Source organism: Maribacter sp. UBA3344 (assembly GCF_002362375.1).
Taxonomy (GTDB): Bacteria; Bacteroidota; Bacteroidia; order Flavobacteriales; family Flavobacteriaceae; genus Maribacter; species Maribacter dokdonensis.
In genome coordinates, this window is record NZ_DERI01000008.1 from 41,119 (window position 1) to 58,900 (window position 17,782).

A 17,782-nucleotide genomic window follows, 5' to 3' on the forward strand; every position below is an offset into this window, starting at 1 on the left:
TACTACCATTCTATTAATATCCGTTGTGCCGAAAATCCTGGTCCAAAACTTAGAATGAGCCCTTGCTCTCCTTCCGGAATTTTCTTATCCATGAAGCGCTCTAAAACGTAGAGCACCGTAGCACTGCTCATATTTCCATAAAGACGCAATACCTCTCTAGTGTCATCAATGTTTTTACCTAAAGCGCCAAATAAAGCTTCTACGGTCTGCACAATTTTTCTTCCACCAGGATGAAATACCAAGTGGTCTACTTTCTGAATGGAACTACCGTACTTTCCTAAAAAAGGATGTACTATTTCTGCAAAATGATCAGCAATGGTTTCGGGTACTGCGGGATCAAGTATCATTTTCAATCCGTGGTTGGTAAGGTCAAACCCCATCATTTGGGTAGCATTATGAAAATGGTACATTTCCTCTCCAATTATTTTAGGTCCAATTGCATTTTCTTCGGATGATAATAACACACATGCCGCCCCATCACCAAAAATTGCCGCACTCACCATATTTGCCATGGAATAGTCTTGAAGCTGAAAGGTTGCGGTGGGACTTTCTACCGATACCAAGGCAATGCGCTTACCCGGATTGGATTTCAAAAAATTGTGTGCATATATGAGCTCAGAAACGCCAGCTGCACAACCCATTTCTGTTACGGGAAGTCTAACTACATCTTGTCGCATACCCAATTCATTGATCAAATATGCATCTAACGATGGAATCATTATACCTGTACAACTAACCGTAATAATGTAATCTATTGATGAAGCCGCCCAATTACTTTTGCCCAAGGCTTTCTTTAAAACATTGCCCCCCATACGTTTGGCCTCTCTGCTATAAATCTTGTTCTTATCTTCAAAAGAAGTTGTTTGAAACACATCTTCCGGTGGCATAATTGAATAACGTTTATCTACCGCAGCGCCTTCAAATATTTTAACCACTTTTCTGGTAAACCGTTGCTCTTGCCCACTTAACCAATATTCAACAAGGGGAATAATATCCTCGGTATTTCTATAATACGGTGGTAATTCTTTGGTGACAGTTACAATTCTTGTGTAATTCATAGCTTTCTTATTCTTCAATCTACTACTTCTTTTTTAAAACCCATACATATCTAAATGCCCATTTCCATTGTATGTGATGCGTAACATTAGAAACCCTATGAGCTATTTGTCGCAATTCATTTATTTTAATTGCTCTTCGAATAGATAATAAGCCATCTTTTTTGCCAATTTCAGTTTTTATAAAAAACCAACTAAATATTTTAAACAAGTAATAGGCAACCGGACTACGCTCCAAATCATTGATGACCACCCCAATTGAAGCTAATTGTACAAACCGATTTACAAACTTTAAAACACCATCATCCGTAAAGTGGTGAAGGGTCAATGTAGACATCACAATATCTATTTTTAAATTGGAGAAATCATGCAAAAGAATATCAGCCTGTATATAGCTAATTTCTGGATAATCTATGGTATTCCGCTTTGCCAACTCCAGTGCTTTTGCATTTAAGTCTATTCCTATTAATTTAAGGTCCATATTCTTCTTTCTGGCTGCAGACGCAAGCTTTTTCAGCATGGTTCCATCGGAACAACCCATATCTAAAATCGTATACGATTCTTTCTTTTTAAACCTAAGTAATTCAAAAACAGCATTTAAAGTAATACGGTAACCACCTAGCAAATTATTGACCCTATTAATATCATTTAATATTAACTCAAGCTCGGAGCTGGTACCTTTGTAGGTATCCATAATCTCCACTTCTTCACTTCTATGCTTAAAATCTATCATTAAACTATAGGCTTACCATGTGTTTTTGAAATAATATATCTTAATACTGTTTTTGATCTTCCAATGGTTTTTAAGCCTATTGAAACCCATTTTTCATTTAATAATATGCCTTGTAATATTCTGCCAAACCATAATCTTCTAGCAAAATTTTTAGACCAAGCTTTCCGGTAACCTTGTTCTAAAGCAACACGACTATATTTGCTTTGACCGTAAAATAGAACAATCTGTTCTGAAGCAATTTTAGCACTGTGTATTGCCATAGCCATACCATTGCCACAGAGTGGATGTATAAGTCCCGCAGTATCTCCACACATTAGCATATGGTCTACTATACTGTCTTTTTTATCAAAGGATATTTGTGCTATGGTCATGGGTTTATCAAAAACAGGTTCGGAATTTTCTAGAAATTTTCTTAAAGACGGATTTTCCCCAACAATTTCTTGTGTGTAGCTATCCACATCTTTACAAGCTTTAAAACTTTTGTAGTGTGCTAAATAACAAAAATTTATTGCTCCTGTTTCTGTTTGGGACAAGCCACCATAACCTCCTTTAAAATTGTGTAATGCTACTATACCCTTTGGAAAATCAGCAACCTTATAATGTGCCTTTACCGCCAACCAAGAATACTTCTTTCTACTGAAGTTTCTATTGAGATTCTTATCTAGTACAGAACGCTTACCATATGCGCCAATGACTATTTTTGCCGTATAGTTCTTTACATTTGTTACCACGGTAAATTGATCATTTTTAAACCTCGTAGAAATTACTTTTTCAAAATAAAAAATGACCCCAAGTTCTTTTGCCCGTAGATATAGGTAGTTATCAAATGCATATCTACTTATACCTAATCCGCCCAAAGGCAGTTTGGTTACTATACTATAACCATCAATGGCACTCATACTAAACCGGGAAATTTCTATAGCTCCTTTGGCTCTTAAGTCTATACCCAAACGTTGTAAATATGGCTCAACTTCTTTAGACACATATTCACCGCATACTTTATGATGTGGATAAGTCTGTTTCTCCAATATGGCAACATCCAATCCTTCCATAGCCAAATGAACCGCGGCGCAAAGTCCCGCTAGACCACCTCCAATTATCAGTATGCTATGCTCCTTCATTGCATGGAAGTTACACCAAAAACAAAAAAGCCCTGCAATGCAGGGCTTTTATTTTTAACTCAATACCAAACTTGAAAATCTTAGTTCGTCTGGGTTTTAGCTTCTTGTTTTAGAGACTCACTGGCAACAATTGCCAACTCCACACGTCTATTCTTTGCTTTTCCCGCAGCGGTACTGTTATCACCAACTGGCTGTGTTTCTCCATACCATTTGGTATCAAAACGACTAGCGTCTATGCCTTGGCTTATCAAATAATTGGTTACCGACTCCGCTCTTTGCTTAGAAAGATTAAGGTTATACTCTTCTGCACCTGCACTATCAGTGTGTCCCTCTACCAAAATATTTGATTTTGGGTATTCTTTGAAAATACCAACCAATTTGTTCAATGTAGTTGCAGATGTACCTTGTACATTTGATTTATTGGTGTCAAAATAAACTCCGGCATCTTCGTTAAACGTAACATTGATACCTTCACCTACCCTTTTCACTTCTGCTCCTGGAATTTCCTCTTCTATACGTTCAGCTTGGCGGTCCATTCTATTTCCTATGTATCCACCGGCAGCGCCACCTATGGCAGCACCTAAAATTGCACCCAGAGCGGTATTATTTCCACTACCTACGTTATTTCCTAAAACACCACCGATTACCGCTCCACCCGTTGCGCCTATTACTGCACCTTTTTGGGTTTTATTTGCATTTTTTACTGTACTACAGCTCATTACCATGGCAAGAGCGATTATGTAACTAGTTTTGCGTAATATCATTGTTTTCATATACTTTATTTAATTTATAAGTAGGTAATTATTTTTTACTGAATTCATAAACTACGTTCACGGGTGATCCTTCTACCATAACGTTAGATTTTAGGGTCATTGCATACTCCGTAAGGTTTTCAATATTTAAACGGTAACCCGCACCTCCGGAAATATCCTGGTTTTTCTCGTTAATGAATTTGAACTGTAGTTGGCTTGTATAATTTTCTTCACGTTCTACAACTGACCATCTAATATAACGATCGCCCCCTGTACAAAATGTGGATTGGTCAATGGTATATCTACCAGTGCTGTTATTATCTCTAAAGAACCATTCGCTGCCCTCTAAACAAATATCTTCAACATCATTGAACAAAACAGCCTTAACATTGCCCGTATTACCCTCAAAAGAAACATTGTTCAAGGTCCAAGTACCGCTTAGTAGGTTGCGCTTGCCCCTAGCATCCTTCGAAATTGAGCATGAGGATATTAAGAGTACCACACTAAAAAGCAAAATCATTTTTTTCATAAGTAAATTATTTAGGTTTGATCTATATACGTCGTTTGTCATTATTTGGATGGAAACTTTTTATATTTTCGACCAATTGACACTGCAAAGATGCTCTTAAACAAATATACTTATTGCCTCTTTTAACATTTTTGTTGACCTGTTTCCTTTAATAAGCTATGAGCTCTAGCAAATCTTTTTCAAACCTAGATTTTGCAAGATATTGTGCTTCTAGTTCGGCATTAAAAGGTATTGGCGTTTCTAAGCTACCAACTCTTTTTATTGGACCATCCAGGTACTCAAAACAATTCTCCATGACCATTGCAGAAATATCACTTGCAATTCCGCCGAAAAGGCTATCTTCCTGTAGTATTATAACTTTTCCTGTTCTTATAACCGAATCATAAATAGCTTTTGTATCTAGGGGTTGCAAAGTTCTTAAATCCAATACATTTGCCCTAATTTCCGTATGCTTATCTAAAGTTTCCAATGCCCAGTGCACTCCTGCACCATAGGTAATAATAGTTATTTGATCTCCCTGCCTTAAAAGACTGGCTTCCCCCAAGGGCAGGGTATAGTAATCAACAGGTACTTCTTGGTATACACTTCTGTACAACCCTTTATGTTCAAAAAACAATACCGGATTCGGATCTTCAATTGACGTAGCAAGCAATCCTTTTGCATCATATGGAAACGCGGGGTACACAACTTTTAAACCGGGTGTTTTGGTAAACCATGCTTCATTGGTCTGGGAGTGAAAAGGACCTGCCGCTACCCCACCACCACAGGGCATTCGTATAACTACATCTGCGTTTTCTCCCCATCTGTAATAGCTCTTTGCCAAATAATTTACAATAGGATTAAATCCGCTACTGGCAAAATCCGCAAATTGCATTTCCATAACCGCCTTCATACCGTTTATGGACAAACCCATAGAAGCCGAAACAATTGCCGATTCGCAAATAGGTGTATTACGTACTCTTTCTTTACCAAAATCGTTAACGAACCCGTCGGTAATTTTAAATACCCCACCGTATTCAGCGACATCTTGTCCCATTATCACCAGGTTATCAAACTTCTTCATAGCCTGTCTCAAACCTTCTGATATGGCATCTACCAAACGGATTTTTGTAATAAATTTACTAGGTCTAACTTCTTTATAATCAAATTTTTGATACACATCACCTAACTCTATAGTTTCATTAGGTTTAATAGTATCCTCAGCAAAAGCAATTCTCAAATGTTCATCAATTTCTACCTGTATTTCAGTTTTGTAAGCCGCCATACTTTCTGGAGTCAACAAATTTTCGCCGATCAAATAAGTCGTAAAATTTTCTAGCGGATCTTTAGCCGCCCAGGTATCCAGAAGCTCTTGAGGCACATATTTTGTTCCGCTGGCCTCTTCATGTCCGCGCATGCGAAACGTCTTAAATTCCAACAAAATTGGTCTTGGATTTATACGCATATCCCTTACCAAATGAGCAACTTTAAAATAAACTTCTAAAATATTGTTCCCATCAATAATATGCGATTCCATACCATAACCCACACCTTTATCGGCGATATTATCACACTTAAATTGCTCGTTTGTGGGAGTAGACAATCCATACCCATTGTTTTCAACACAAAAAAGTACAGGAAGTTCCCAAACAGCGGCGACATTTAACGCTTCATGAAAATCTCCTTCACTTGTTGCTCCTTCCCCTGTGAATACAGCAGTTACTTTTTTCTCCTTTTTGAGTTTATGAGCCAAAGCAATACCATCTGCAACACCTAACTGCGGACCCAAATGAGAGATCATACCGATAATCTTGAAATCTTGTGTGCCAAAATGAAAGCTACGGTCCCTACCCTGTGTAAATCCGCTAGCTTTACCTTGCCATTGCGCAAATAATCTATATAATGGAATTTCCCTGGTTGTAAAAACACCCAAGTTTCTATGCATGGGCAATATATATTCATCTTCCTTTAAAGCCGTAGTTACCCCTACAGAAATAGCCTCTTGACCAATACCACTAAACCATTTGGAAATTTTGCCCTGTCTCAGTAATATCAACATTTTCTCCTCTACCATACGAGGTTTAAGCATTGATTTATAAAGTTTTAACTTAACGTCTTCCGTTACTTTAAAATCGGTGTAATTCATTGATAAGGTCAATTTAGACTATTAAACTATAAATGTAACAAAAATGGATATAGCAAGTATCGATTATAACAACGCTATTAAATCAGCAATAATTATTAATTTTACGTAAAATCTTTAAAATATGAGTTTGGTACCTAGTGTAGACTTGACTGACTTTCTTTCGGAAGATCCAAAAAGAAAACAGAAATTTATAAATGAAATTGGAAAAGCCTTTGAAGAGATTGGCTTTGTTGCGTTGGGCGGACATTTCCTGTCCGATGAGCTGGTAGATTCGCTTTATGCAGAGATAAAAGCTTTTTTTGATTTACCTGATGATGTAAAAGACGGGTACCAAATTGAAGGCATAGGCGGGCAACGTGGTTATACTTCATTTGGTAAAGAACATGCCAAAGGTAGAAAAGAAGGTGATTTAAAAGAGTTTTGGCATTTTGGACAGTATGTTGAGGATAATGATAAGTTAGAAAAGGAATATCCTGCAAATGTCATTGTAAAAGAATTACCTGAGTTTAACAAAGTAGGTAAGGAAACGTATAAAATGTTGGAAAAAACGGCAAAATACGTTTTACGCGCATTGGCCCTTCACTTAAACTTAGATGAGTTTTATTTTGATAACTTCATAAAAAACGGAAATTCAATTTTACGTCCAATCCACTACCCACCTATAAAGTCAGAGCCAAAGAATGCCGTTAGAGCTGCTGCACATGGCGATATAAATTTGATTACCCTTTTAATGGGTGCACATGGTAAAGGTTTACAAGTGCAAAACCACGAAGGCGAATGGGTAGATGCCATTGCAAAGCCAGATGAGTTAATGATCAACGTTGGCGATATGCTGTCACGATTAACAAATAATAAATTGCTTTCCACAATCCATCAGGTGGTTAACCCTCCTAAGGAACTTTGGGGCACTTCTAGATATTCTGTTCCTTTCTTTATGCATCCTGTTAGCGAAATGCCGCTAAACTGTTTAGAGAACTGTATTGATGATGAGCATCCTAAACTATATGAAGATATTACTGCTGGAGAATTTTTACATGAAAGATTAATTGAGTTAGGGTTAATTAAAAAATAATAACCATGGATCTAAAAGACCAGTTAAAGAATCTTTTTCCAGACCACGAACCCGAAGAAAACGAGGTAGAAAATAAGGAGAAAAACCCTATTTGGCTTCAAGACGACCCAATAATCTGTAAGTACGAGAAACGCAAAGGTAAACCCATTACAATATTGGAAGGTTATACCGGTGCAGACGAAGATTTTAAGAAATTGGCCAAAGAACTAAAGACGAAATTGAGTGTTGGTGGCAGTTTTAAAGACGATAAAATTATAATTCAAGGAGATTATCGCGATAAAATCATGTCAATACTTAAAGATAAAGGCTTTGCAGTGAAGCGTGTAGGCGGTTAATTTAACATTATTTCAGTCTTTAAAACTATCATTTGTTTTCTGTTAAATAATTTTATAACGTTGTTATAAGTATTATTTTTAATCATTCTAACTAAATCAAACCTGGTATGAGTTCTCTCTTACACATTACCAATGGAGATGTTTTTACCGAACGCCTTCAGAAATTAAATTTAGACGGTGACGTCATTACATGGCGCGAAATGCTTTGTGAAGGCCAAACACTGCCTAACGTAGGTACGGAAACATTTTGGAAAGCACGTTTTGAGTTTCTCCATAAAAATTATAAAGTTTCAAAATCGTGGTTTATAGAAAAGACACTCAAAGAATACAGATCGCTCTGTAGTCATAAACAACAAGATCATATCGTACTTTGGTTCGAATATGATCTTTTTTGTCAAGTGAATATGCTAGCGGTCATTAGCTGGCTTCTCACCCATAGAAAATATGCCCAAATATCTTTGGTATGTAGTGGTAAGGAAGATGAATCTGATAAGATGTATAGCCTTAACGAGCTATCTGACGAACAATTATTGGGTCTTTACAAAAACAAAAAGGTATTAACACAAGATGATACCGAATATGCCGATTATGTTTGGCAACTTTACTGTAGCAATAACCCTATTCGGTTAGAGAACCTGACCGACTTTAAGGATTATCAGTTTGATTATTTAGGTGATGCCGTAAAATCCCACTTAAAACGTTTTCCAAGCATTAATAACGGACTTAATGATATGGAGAATACCATTTTAAAATTGGCCATTGACAAAAAACCAAAGTCCAAAACAGAATACATGGATGTGCTGCTTAAAAATCAGGGAAATCTTGGTTTTTCCAATACTCAATATGATCGTGCCATAACACGATTAAAACCTTTGATCACCAGCTTAAATCCTGTCCGTATTTCCAAAAAAGGAAAGGAAATCCTAGAAGGCAAAACAAGCTATTATTCTTGTATTCAAGACAACGATGTGTATTTAGGAGGTGCTTTAAAGTACAATTTCCTTTATAATACTACTACGAACCGAATCTTAAAATTATAGCATGCAACTAAAGCCTGCTGAGCTTGTCATCAATGAAGATGGCAGTATTTATCATCTGAATTTATTACCAGAAGATATTGCAACCACAGTTATCACCGTTGGCGACCCAGATAGGGTTGGTCAGGTTTCCCGTTTTTTTGATACCATTGAGGTCAGAAAAGGAAAGCGTGAATTCCATACCCATACCGGGCATTTGAACGGCAAACGAATTTCTGTTATTTCTACCGGCATAGGTACGGATAATATTGATATTGTCTTAAACGAGTTAGATGCATTGGTAAACATTGATTTTAAGACAAGAACATTAAAAAAAGAGCACACTTCTTTAAATATTATTAGAATAGGGACCAGTGGGGCCATACAACCCAACATACCCATTGATTCGTTTTTAATAAGTGAATATGCTATAGGATTTGATGGGCTTTTGCATTTCTATGAGCACAATAACATCAATTATCCAGAAATAGAAGAATCATTCATAGCACACACCTCTTGGCATAAGACCAAAGCAAGGCCATACGTACTATCCTACTCAAAAAAACTAGGAGAACTGTTTACGGATAATCGTATACGATTAGGATTCACAGCAACAAATACAGGGTTCTACGGTCCTCAACAGCGACAATTACGAATTAAGCCAAGTCAAATGGAATTAATGGAGAAATTATCCTCTTTTTCCTATAATGATCTTCAATTGACCAACCTTGAGATGGAAACTTCGGGTATTTATGCCCTTTCACAGCTACTAGGTCACGAGGCCGTATCACTAAATTGTATTTTAGCGAACAGGTCAACCGGGGAGTTCTCTACTACCCCAACCGCTTCGGTAGATAAACTTATTGAATTCTGTTTAGAAAGATTGGCTTAACATAGATTTACAATAATCTTAAAATTGTACTACTTATTTTTACGCAAATCTTACAATGAAAAAAGACAATTTAAAGCATAGGGATATTAATTGGCTCTATTTTAACGAGCGTGTTCTACTTGAAGCTAAAAGTGGTGACACACCGTTGTTAGAGCGATTAAAGTTTTTGGCGATATTCTCATCTAATCTAGATGAGTATTTTAAGGTTCGTGTCTCTCAGCTTCGTCAAATTAAAAATCTTGATAAAAAGTTTCGTAAAAAATTAATGTTCAAGGCTAATTCTACCTTACAGCATATTTTACAAACCGTAAACGAACAACAAGTACAATTTGGCAAAGTCATAGCTTCTACCCTAGCTCAATTGGAAGAACATGACATATTCATTAAGAACTCCAAAAACATTAGTGAAAACCAGAAGCAATTTTTAGAAGAGCTGTTTTTGAATGACATAAAAGATGCATGTGAGATTCATGAGGAAAATGCATTTTTAACCGATGGTGCGCTTTATTTAGTAGTAGCACACCCTGGAGATGAATATAGCCTTGTTAAAATACCAACAGATGGACAAGAACGCTTTATTCCTATTCCAGGAGATGGTCATCAATTTTGCTATATAGATGATGCAATAAGGCTTAATATTGAAAAATTACTTCCGTCAAAAGTGGTCCTTGGTTGTTATTCTATTAAACTATCTAGAGATGCGGAATTATATTTGGATGACGATTACTCTGATGTAGAACTTGTTGAGAAAATTTACAATTCTTTGGACAAACGCCTATCCGGTCAGGCCACCAGACTACTTTATGATGAGTCAATGCCAAATTGGCTCATAGATTCATTGAAACGTGATTTTAAACTAGGAGACGTTGATCTTTCACCAGGCGGCACTTACCATAATTTATCCGATTTTTTCTCTTTTCCCGCTCCAGATGGAACAGCACATTTACAATACCAAGGGAAACCGGCATTGCCTCACCCAGAATTATCATTTACAACGGATATATTTAATAGTATTGCCACAAAAGACCAATTGGTACATTTTCCGTACCAAGATTTTAAGGTGGTTGAAGATTTTTTGACAGCAGCAGCCACAGACCCACAGGTAAAAGCTATAAAAATGACCATTTACCGTATTGCCAAGTCATCATCTCTAGCAGATGCCATATTGACCGCATTGGATAATCATAAAGAGGTCACTTTATTCGTAGAGGCACAAGCAAGGTTCGATGAAGCCAATAACATTAAATGGGGACGTATTTTTGAGGAGAAAGGCGCTAAAGTAATTTTCAGCATACCACAAGTAAAGGTGCATTCAAAAATTGCCATGGTATATAGAACGGAGGGCGAAATTGAAAAGCGCTACGCTTATATTGGCACTGGTAATTTTAATGCTAAAACATCCAAAATTTATTGTGATCACGGTTTATTTACCGCTCATAAGAAAATAACCAAAGATTTAAGCCAGGTTTTTCAGGTGCTGGAACGTAAATTGATCGTACCTAAATTGAAGCGTTTATTGGTTTCGCCGTTTACAACCAGAATTACGTTTATGAACCTTATTCAAAATGAGATTACGGCGGCATTGAACGGAAAGAAAGCTGGTATTACTGCGAAAATGAACAGCCTTGAAGATTCTAACATGATCAAGGCTCTGTACAGAGCTGCTAATGCAGGTGTTCATGTAAGGTTAATCGTAAGAGGGTTCTGTTGCTATTTAACATCTAACGAAAATCCTAGTGACGGCATGAAAGACAACGTGTACATTACTAGTATTGTAGATCGGTATTTGGAACATGGGCGTATCTATTTATTTGAAAATGGCGGAGACGAACTAATGTACATTGGGTCGGCTGATTGGATGACCCGTAACCTTGATAGAAGAATTGAGGTATTAACACCCATTTTGGACGAGGACATCTTTAACGAATTGAAGCATATTCTGTCATTGCAGCTAAATGACAATCAAAAAGCACGTATACTTGATGTAAACAACACCAACAAAAAAGTCGATATGGCCGATGGTGACGCACCAACAAGATCACAATACGCAATCTATGACTATCTAAAAAGTAAATTGAATGAAAACGGTTAAGATAATTGGAGTTCCAGAACATTTTAACCTTCCTTGGCATCTAGCCATTGAAGAAGGTGCTTTTGAGGAGCGTGGTATTCAACTTGAATGGACAGATATACCTGAAGGAACAGGTAAAATGAGCCAAATGCTCAAGGATGGGGAAACAGACCTGGCAATCATTTTGACAGAAGGTATTATTAAGAGCATCACCGAAGGTAACCCCGTAAAAATTATTCAAGAATATATTGCATCTCCCCTGCTTTGGGGTATACACGTAGACGCCAAAAGTTCGTTCCAATCATTAAATGCGTTAGAAAATACCACTGCAGCCATTAGTCGCTTTGGCAGTGGCAGCCATTTAATGGCTTACGTTCAAGCTAAGCAAATGGGATGGGACACCTATAATCTAAAATTCAACATTATAAACAATCTTGAAGGTGCAATTAATGGTTTAGCTTCTGGTGATGCTGATTATTTTATGTGGGAGCGTTTTACCACAAAGCCTTTGGTAGATAAAGGTACTTTTAGACATTTAGGAAATTGCCCTACACCATGGCCTTGTTTTGTTCTTGTAGGAACCAACACCTTTCTTGAAGAAAATAGCGGAATTCTAGATCATATACTTGAGATAATCAATACCTATACTAGAGAATTTAAACAAATACCTAAAATAGATACTACGCTAGCAAATAGGTATCATCAACAATTGGAAGATATTCAAGAGTGGTTGCAAATAACCGATTGGAGTCAAAAACAGCTACCCGCAGAGACTTTGACCCATGTACAAAACACATTACGGGAACTAAATCTTATAGAAGATTCAATTCCCGTAACAGATATTTTAAAATAGTTTTATATTGTCGCTAAACTAAAATGCTTTTGAATCAATGCTTTAAAGGTATCATCTGACAAAGGCTTTTGCGCATAATCGGCAACATATTTGTTTGTATTAGCTCTCTCTTTATCGTCTTTATTATCACTAATTGTAACTAGAACAATGGTTATTTGATCTTTAAGCTTTTTAGGAACCATATCCTCATAAGCTTTCATAAACTGCCAACCGTCCATCACCGGCATTCTTAGGTCTAACATGACCATACAAGGTAATTCCAACTGCTCTTGACCTTTACCTAGAATAAAATCTAAAGCTTCTTGACCGTTTAATGCAGAATTAATATTGACGTCCATATCCAGCTTATTGATAAAAATAGAATGCAAGAAGTTACTTGCATCATCATCATCGACCAGTAAAATAGTATTCAGCCTGTCTAAGTTATTCATTTAAGTAGTTTTAGTTTGTTTGATTGAGTGGTGTACCTTTTGATACCTACTAAATTTAAAGTATTTATTTATTATCTAACTTACCACGTTATCATTTTATTGCCTAAATCATTCAAAATTTTATTACTGGCAGAAAAATGTCCATTACCAAACCAGTACCCACGATTAGCACTTAATGGCGATGGGTGACCCGATGTTAAAATCGAATGCTTCTTTGCATTGATCAGTTTCGCTTTTTTTTTGGCAAAGCCACCCCATAATAGAAAAATCAATTGCTCTCTGTTCTCTGAAAGCGATCTTATAACAGCATCGGTAAATGTTTCCCACCCCTTTTTCTGATGACTTCCGGCTTCATGTTCCCGTACGGTAAGCGTAGCATTTAACAATAAAACACCCTGTTTAGCCCAATCTTCAAGATTTCCACTCTGCGGGTATGTTTTGCCTATATCATTTTCCAGTTCCTTAAATATATTCACTAATGATGGTGGATGTTTTACACCATCCTTTACCGAAAAACATAATCCATTAGCTTGATTAGGACCATGATAGGGATCCTGCCCTATAATTACAACTTTTACATCATTAAAATCACAATAATCAAATGCCGCAAAGATGTCATTTTTACTGGGGTAGCAAGTGTGCTCACTATACTCATTGTCCACAAATTGTATAAGATCTTTAAAATAAGGCTTTTCAAATTCACCCACGAGTTGATGTCGCCAACTTGGAACTAGTTTATTTTGTAAGGTATTCAATAGATCATTCATCTTTTTCAAATGTAATATTATGATTATCACAAGTCAACTCATGTCATAACAATTAAATACTAAACATAATTCCATTAATTAGCCCCAGAACACATTTCATCGGATCAACCGATAATTGCTCCATCTATTAGATTTCATTGTCAATGTGTACCTTTGCCACTTATTATTAAGATAACGTGGCCAACATACATTCCAAAACATTACAAGACCTAGAATTTCCATCGGTATTACAACAAGTATCCCTTAGGTGCCATACTGAACTAGGTAAAGAAACCGCTTTACAAATTGCCCCTTTCATTACGGAAGAGGTCATCAAAATTGAACTGGGCAAAACTGCTGAATACCTATCTTCATTAGTAAGTGAAAATCGTATTCCAAATCATGGTTTTGATAGTATCAATACCGATTTAAAGCTATTGAAAATTGAAAACACCACTTTAGAACTCCAAGGTTTTAAACGTATAGCCAGTATTTGCTTAACGGTGGCACAACATCAAAAATTTTTTAAAAAATTCAAGGATTACTATCCATTATTAAATGATTTTGCCGTTAAACTTGAACCCAATACTGAAATACCCAATCTAATCAATGGCGTAATTGATCGATTTGGAGAGGTTAAAGACAATGCCTCCGATCAGTTATTTGCCATAAGACGACAAATTAATGCCGTAAGGGGAAAAATCAGCCAAAGTTTTGGTGCTGCCCTTAACACCTACCAAGCCTCGGATTACCTTGATGAAATAAGGGAATCGGTCGTAGAAAATAGACGCGTGTTGGCGGTCAAGGCCATGTACCGTAAAAAAATCAAAGGTGCCGTCATGGGTACATCAAAGACAGGAAGTATAGTTTACATAGAACCGGAAGCTGCCTTAAAGTACAGCAGAGAGCTAAACAACCTAGAATTTGAAGAGAAGGAAGAAGTACAGCGTATCCTTAAGCTGTTAACTTCCCAAATTAGACCATTTAGAGCTCTTTTAAGCGCATATCAAGAATTTCTAACACAAATAGACGTCATAGCAGCAAAAGCTAAGTACGCGGAAGATATCAACGCTTTAATGCCTGAAATCAATGCAGACAATAGGTTGTATCTGAGGGAAGCATATCATCCGTTGTTATTTTTAAACAATAAGCGCAAAGGGGAAAAGACTTTTCCACAGACTATAGAACTTCATCAAGAAAACAGGATCATTGTTATTTCCGGTCCCAATGCTGGTGGTAAGAGTATTACCTTAAAAACCATTGGCTTGCTTCAAGTAATGCTTCAAAGCGGAATGTTGATACCTGTTCACGAGAGAAGTGAAGTTTGCTTCTTTAAAAAGATTTTAACCGATATAGGAGACAACCAAAGTATTGAAAATCACTTAAGTACATATAGTTATCGTTTAAAGAACATGAACCAGTTTTTAAAGCGATGCGATGATAGCACCCTGTTTTTAATAGATGAATTTGGAACAGGTAGTGACCCTGAATTGGGCGGTGCGCTTGCCGAAGCGTTTTTAGAAGTGTTTTATGAACGCGGGTCTTACGGAGTCATAACTACTCACTATGCCAATTTAAAGGCTCTTGCCAATGAATTACCGCACGTAACCAATGCCAATATGCTTTTTGACGGCAAAACATTGGAACCTACCTTTCAATTAATTTTAGGACAAGCCGGTAGTTCATTTACATTTGAAGTAGCCCAAAAAAATGGTATTCCCTATTCATTGATCAATAAGGCGAAAAAGAAAATTGAACGAGGTAAAGTAAGGTTTGATGCCACCATTGCAAAATTGCAGAAAGAACGCAATAAAATGGCGCAAACAGGGTCTAGATTAAAAGAGGAAGAAGACAAGGCCAGAGAAGAAAGTCAGCGTTTGGAAAAACTAAATGCAAAAATAAAATCTAAACTTGAAAACTATCAAGAGCTCTACGATCATGATCAGCGAATGATCCAATTGGGGAACAAGGTAAACGTTGCTGCAGACAAATATTTTCAAGATAATAAGAAACGACCTTTGGTTTCTGAACTTTTGCGAATTGTAGAAACAGAAAACAGTAAAAGAAAAAAGAAAACGGCGCACCAAGCCAAATTGGAAAGAGCCAAAAAAGCTCAAGTTGCACAGGAAGTACAAAAAGAAGTAAAGGTAATTCGCGAGAAAAAGAAGGTAGAAAAGAAAAAGGCGATTATTAAGGAAAGGAATAAACCAAGACCAATTTTTAAGGTTGGTGATCGGGTACGTATGCAAGATGGTAAAGCTGTTGGGAGCATAGATTCTCTAGAAAAAGGGAAAGCAATTGTTAATTATGGCATTTTCACCACCAATGTCAGTGTTGACCAGTTAGAAATGGTTGAAAAGAAAAAATAGCTTATTCGGTACTCATAAGAATTCAAAGATATATACGTTCTATTAAAACAATATAATCCCCCAAAAGTTAAGTAAACGATATGAAAAAACATTTTTGTAGTCTATTATCATTAGGCATTGTTCTTAATGTATTATCATGTTCTTCATCTGACAATACGGTTATTGAACAAGAAGAAACGACCGAAGTTTTAGTAGAAGAGACCGAGATTAATGAAGAGGAAGAACCAGAAGAAGAACCAGAAATTGAAAATGAAGAAAGTCTCATTGTTTGGGAAAATTGGTACTTATCTGTTCCTATTGACAATGGCGATGGCAAGGCTACCTCTATTTTTTATGAGGATATTGTAAATGAGCAATTAACTGATGAAGAGTCCGAGTATTTTTATAAAAATGATGATGGCACGTATACCATGTTCACGAGATTTACAGGATTCACCACTTCTGGAACTTCTGAATTGGGTGATAAATATTGCAGAACGGAATTAAGAGAATTTTGGCAAGGCAATCAAAGCACGGATGATAACTGGTATATGGATGAAGGAACGCATATATTGGAAACTACCTTAAACGTTGATTTTGTTGAAGGTAACGGTAGAACTATAATTGCACAGATTCACGGAAAAGAAACCGAAGGTTTAGAGGGGTCACCAGCAACCGTTAAGATAAGATGGAACAGTGGTACCATTCAATTGGATTACTACACCGTACCTAATGATAACGAGTCATGGACCAGTACTTATGACAACAAGATAGATGTGGCCGATGTTGATAACGAAATATTTACTTTTAAATTAAAAATAGAAGATGGTAAGTGTTACTACGCATTAGAATGTGAAGCAAAAGATATTTCTATTGACTACACCCTAATGTATGATTATGTTGGTAATGGATATGCTTATCAAAATTATTTTAAAACCGGAAACTACTTTGGCTGGCATGATGATTACGAGCAAACCGCACAAGTAACCCTAAGAAAAGTTGTAACTGATCATTATTAAAAATGAGGTATTCAAATTAGACCAAAATGGTTTAGTTAGAAGAAATATAACTGAAAATTAAACACTTACAAAAAATCATATACGATTTTTGTAGGTGTTTTTTTATTAAATCCATACCCCTATTCTCGCTCAAACCTGGATTTCATTAAAATCGAACTTAAAAATTTCGCTTTATCCCCTTAGCGGACTTATTTAAACTTACTTTCATTTCCTTAAATAGATCATAAAATTTAATAAGGTACACTTTCTCTAATGTATCTTTACAATGTGGAACAGTCTAAAAAAATAATTCTCTTTGATGGCGTTTGCAACTTATGCAACAATAGTGTGCAATTTGTAATTAAGCGTGATATTAACGATGTATTCCAATTCGCTGCCTTACAAAGTGAAACAGGAAAAAGGCTATTAACAGAACGAAATATTGACACCCAAGAAATTGACTCTATAATTCTTATAGAACCCAATATTGCCTATTACACAAAATCCACAGCCGCTCTTGAAATTGGAAAACATTTAAAAGGACTTAAGGCAATATCTTCCATTTTACTGTGGCTACCCGAGGCTTTAAGAAATATCGTATACGATTTTATTGCTAGAAATAGATATAAATGGTATGGTAAAAAAGATAATTGTATGATTCCGAGTGAGGAATTAAAAAGCAAATTCATCTAATCTCTTGAATTC

Annotated in this window: 17 protein-coding genes; 9 read left to right on the forward strand and 8 right to left on the reverse strand. The window is 36.3% G+C overall.

Annotated features, from left to right (window positions below; genetic code table 11):
• Positions 1 to 2: 2 nt before the first annotated feature.
• The 6 genes from B2Z27_RS03265 to B2Z27_RS03290 form a co-directional block, all read right to left on the reverse strand.
• Entirely contained in the window at positions 3 to 1,058 is a 1,056-nt protein-coding gene (locus B2Z27_RS03265) for a type III polyketide synthase (RefSeq protein ID WP_286812552.1), read from the reverse strand.
• Positions 1,059 to 1,080: 22 nt separating this feature from the next.
• A complete protein-coding gene (locus tag B2Z27_RS03270; RefSeq protein ID WP_286812553.1) occupies positions 1,081 to 1,788 on the reverse strand; it encodes a methyltransferase domain-containing protein in 708 nt (235 codons plus the stop codon).
• Entirely contained in the window at positions 1,788 to 2,909 is a 1,122-nt protein-coding gene (locus tag B2Z27_RS03275; protein ID WP_286812554.1) for an NAD(P)/FAD-dependent oxidoreductase, read from the reverse strand. The genes B2Z27_RS03270 and B2Z27_RS03275 overlap by 1 nt, the downstream gene beginning before the upstream one ends.
• A gap of 80 nt (positions 2,910 to 2,989) precedes the next feature.
• Complete coding sequence (locus B2Z27_RS03280) at positions 2,990 to 3,673, reverse strand: OmpA family protein (RefSeq protein ID WP_394332422.1); 684 nt, start codon at positions 3,671 to 3,673, stop codon at positions 2,990 to 2,992.
• Between the two features lie 37 nt (positions 3,674 to 3,710).
• Complete coding sequence (locus tag B2Z27_RS03285) at positions 3,711 to 4,190, reverse strand: lipocalin family protein (protein WP_058102878.1); 480 nt, start codon at positions 4,188 to 4,190, stop codon at positions 3,711 to 3,713.
• 148 nt (positions 4,191 to 4,338) lie between these two features.
• Positions 4,339 to 6,315: an alpha-ketoacid dehydrogenase subunit alpha/beta gene (locus tag B2Z27_RS03290; protein ID WP_286812556.1), complete on the reverse strand. Its 1,977-nt coding sequence runs from the start codon at positions 6,313 to 6,315 to the stop codon at positions 4,339 to 4,341.
• Positions 6,316 to 6,436: 121 nt separating this feature from the next.
• Here B2Z27_RS03290 and B2Z27_RS03295 point away from each other — a divergent pair, with 121 nt between their 5' ends.
• The 6 genes from B2Z27_RS03295 (at position 6,437) to B2Z27_RS03320 (ending at position 12,554) form a co-directional block, all read left to right on the forward strand.
• Complete coding sequence (locus tag B2Z27_RS03295; protein ID WP_286812557.1) at positions 6,437 to 7,387, forward strand: isopenicillin N synthase family dioxygenase; 951 nt, start codon at positions 6,437 to 6,439, stop codon at positions 7,385 to 7,387.
• Positions 7,388 to 7,392: 5 nt separating this feature from the next.
• A complete protein-coding gene (locus B2Z27_RS03300; RefSeq protein WP_286812558.1) occupies positions 7,393 to 7,722 on the forward strand; it encodes a translation initiation factor in 330 nt (109 codons plus the stop codon).
• Positions 7,723 to 7,829: 107 nt separating this feature from the next.
• Entirely contained in the window at positions 7,830 to 8,762 is a 933-nt protein-coding gene (locus B2Z27_RS03305) for a DUF1835 domain-containing protein (protein WP_058102882.1), read from the forward strand.
• A gap of 1 nt (position 8,763) precedes the next feature.
• A complete protein-coding gene (locus B2Z27_RS03310) occupies positions 8,764 to 9,630 on the forward strand; it encodes a nucleoside phosphorylase (protein WP_286812559.1) in 867 nt (288 codons plus the stop codon).
• Positions 9,631 to 9,685: 55 nt separating this feature from the next.
• Entirely contained in the window at positions 9,686 to 11,722 is a 2,037-nt protein-coding gene (ppk1, locus tag B2Z27_RS03315) for a polyphosphate kinase 1 (protein ID WP_286812560.1), read from the forward strand.
• Positions 11,709 to 12,554 carry a substrate-binding domain-containing protein gene (locus B2Z27_RS03320; RefSeq protein ID WP_286812561.1) on the forward strand — a complete coding sequence of 282 codons (846 nt, stop codon included), beginning with the start codon at positions 11,709 to 11,711 and terminating at the stop codon, positions 12,552 to 12,554. Before ppk1 ends, B2Z27_RS03320 begins: the two co-directional genes overlap by 14 nt.
• A gap of 2 nt (positions 12,555 to 12,556) precedes the next feature.
• Here the strand turns inward: B2Z27_RS03320 and B2Z27_RS03325 are convergent, their stop codons facing one another.
• The gene (locus B2Z27_RS03325; RefSeq protein WP_058102886.1) at positions 12,557 to 12,985 is read right to left on the reverse strand and encodes a response regulator; all 429 of its coding nucleotides are present in this window, start codon (positions 12,983 to 12,985) and stop codon (positions 12,557 to 12,559) included.
• Positions 12,986 to 13,065: 80 nt separating this feature from the next.
• The gene (gene ung / locus B2Z27_RS03330) at positions 13,066 to 13,752 is read right to left on the reverse strand and encodes a uracil-DNA glycosylase (RefSeq protein ID WP_286812805.1); all 687 of its coding nucleotides are present in this window, start codon (positions 13,750 to 13,752) and stop codon (positions 13,066 to 13,068) included.
• 176 nt (positions 13,753 to 13,928) lie between these two features.
• Between ung and B2Z27_RS03335 the strand changes: the two genes are divergently transcribed.
• The 3 genes from B2Z27_RS03335 (at position 13,929) to B2Z27_RS03345 (ending at position 17,770) form a co-directional block, all read left to right on the forward strand.
• A complete protein-coding gene (locus B2Z27_RS03335; RefSeq protein WP_286812562.1) occupies positions 13,929 to 16,100 on the forward strand; it encodes an endonuclease MutS2 in 2,172 nt (723 codons plus the stop codon).
• An 80-nt stretch (positions 16,101 to 16,180) separates the two neighbouring features.
• Complete coding sequence (locus B2Z27_RS03340) at positions 16,181 to 17,098, forward strand: polysaccharide lyase family 7 protein (RefSeq protein ID WP_286812563.1); 918 nt, start codon at positions 16,181 to 16,183, stop codon at positions 17,096 to 17,098.
• Positions 17,099 to 17,350: 252 nt separating this feature from the next.
• A complete protein-coding gene (locus B2Z27_RS03345; RefSeq protein ID WP_286812564.1) occupies positions 17,351 to 17,770 on the forward strand; it encodes a thiol-disulfide oxidoreductase DCC family protein in 420 nt (139 codons plus the stop codon).
• The last annotated feature ends 12 nt before the right edge of the window (positions 17,771 to 17,782 follow it).

Excerpts from the sequence above, each read along its gene's own strand:
- B2Z27_RS03265 (WP_286812552.1), bottom strand. The coding sequence starts at position 1,058 with ATGAATTACACAAGAATTGTAACTGTCACCAAAGAATTACCACCGTAT.
- B2Z27_RS03270 (WP_286812553.1), bottom strand. The coding sequence starts at position 1,788 with ATGATAGATTTTAAGCATAGAAGTGAAGAAGTGGAGATTATGGATACC.
- B2Z27_RS03275 (WP_286812554.1), bottom strand. The coding sequence starts at position 2,909 with ATGAAGGAGCATAGCATACTGATAATTGGAGGTGGTCTAGCGGGACTT.
- B2Z27_RS03280 (WP_394332422.1), bottom strand. The coding sequence starts at position 3,673 with ATGATATTACGCAAAACTAGTTACATAATCGCTCTTGCCATGGTAATG.
- B2Z27_RS03285 (WP_058102878.1), bottom strand. The coding sequence starts at position 4,190 with ATGAAAAAAATGATTTTGCTTTTTAGTGTGGTACTCTTAATATCCTCA.
- B2Z27_RS03290 (WP_286812556.1), bottom strand. The coding sequence starts at position 6,315 with ATGAATTACACCGATTTTAAAGTAACGGAAGACGTTAAGTTAAAACTT.
- B2Z27_RS03295 (WP_286812557.1), top strand. The coding sequence starts at position 6,437 with ATGAGTTTGGTACCTAGTGTAGACTTGACTGACTTTCTTTCGGAAGAT.
- B2Z27_RS03300 (WP_286812558.1), top strand. The coding sequence starts at position 7,393 with ATGGATCTAAAAGACCAGTTAAAGAATCTTTTTCCAGACCACGAACCC.
- B2Z27_RS03305 (WP_058102882.1), top strand. The coding sequence starts at position 7,830 with ATGAGTTCTCTCTTACACATTACCAATGGAGATGTTTTTACCGAACGC.
- B2Z27_RS03310 (WP_286812559.1), top strand. The coding sequence starts at position 8,764 with ATGCAACTAAAGCCTGCTGAGCTTGTCATCAATGAAGATGGCAGTATT.
- ppk1 (WP_286812560.1), top strand. The coding sequence starts at position 9,686 with ATGAAAAAAGACAATTTAAAGCATAGGGATATTAATTGGCTCTATTTT.
- B2Z27_RS03320 (WP_286812561.1), top strand. The coding sequence starts at position 11,709 with ATGAAAACGGTTAAGATAATTGGAGTTCCAGAACATTTTAACCTTCCT.
- B2Z27_RS03325 (WP_058102886.1), bottom strand. The coding sequence starts at position 12,985 with ATGAATAACTTAGACAGGCTGAATACTATTTTACTGGTCGATGATGAT.
- ung (WP_286812805.1), bottom strand. The coding sequence starts at position 13,752 with ATGAATGATCTATTGAATACCTTACAAAATAAACTAGTTCCAAGTTGG.
- B2Z27_RS03340 (WP_286812563.1), top strand. The coding sequence starts at position 16,181 with ATGAAAAAACATTTTTGTAGTCTATTATCATTAGGCATTGTTCTTAAT.
- B2Z27_RS03345 (WP_286812564.1), top strand. The coding sequence starts at position 17,351 with ATGTATCTTTACAATGTGGAACAGTCTAAAAAAATAATTCTCTTTGAT.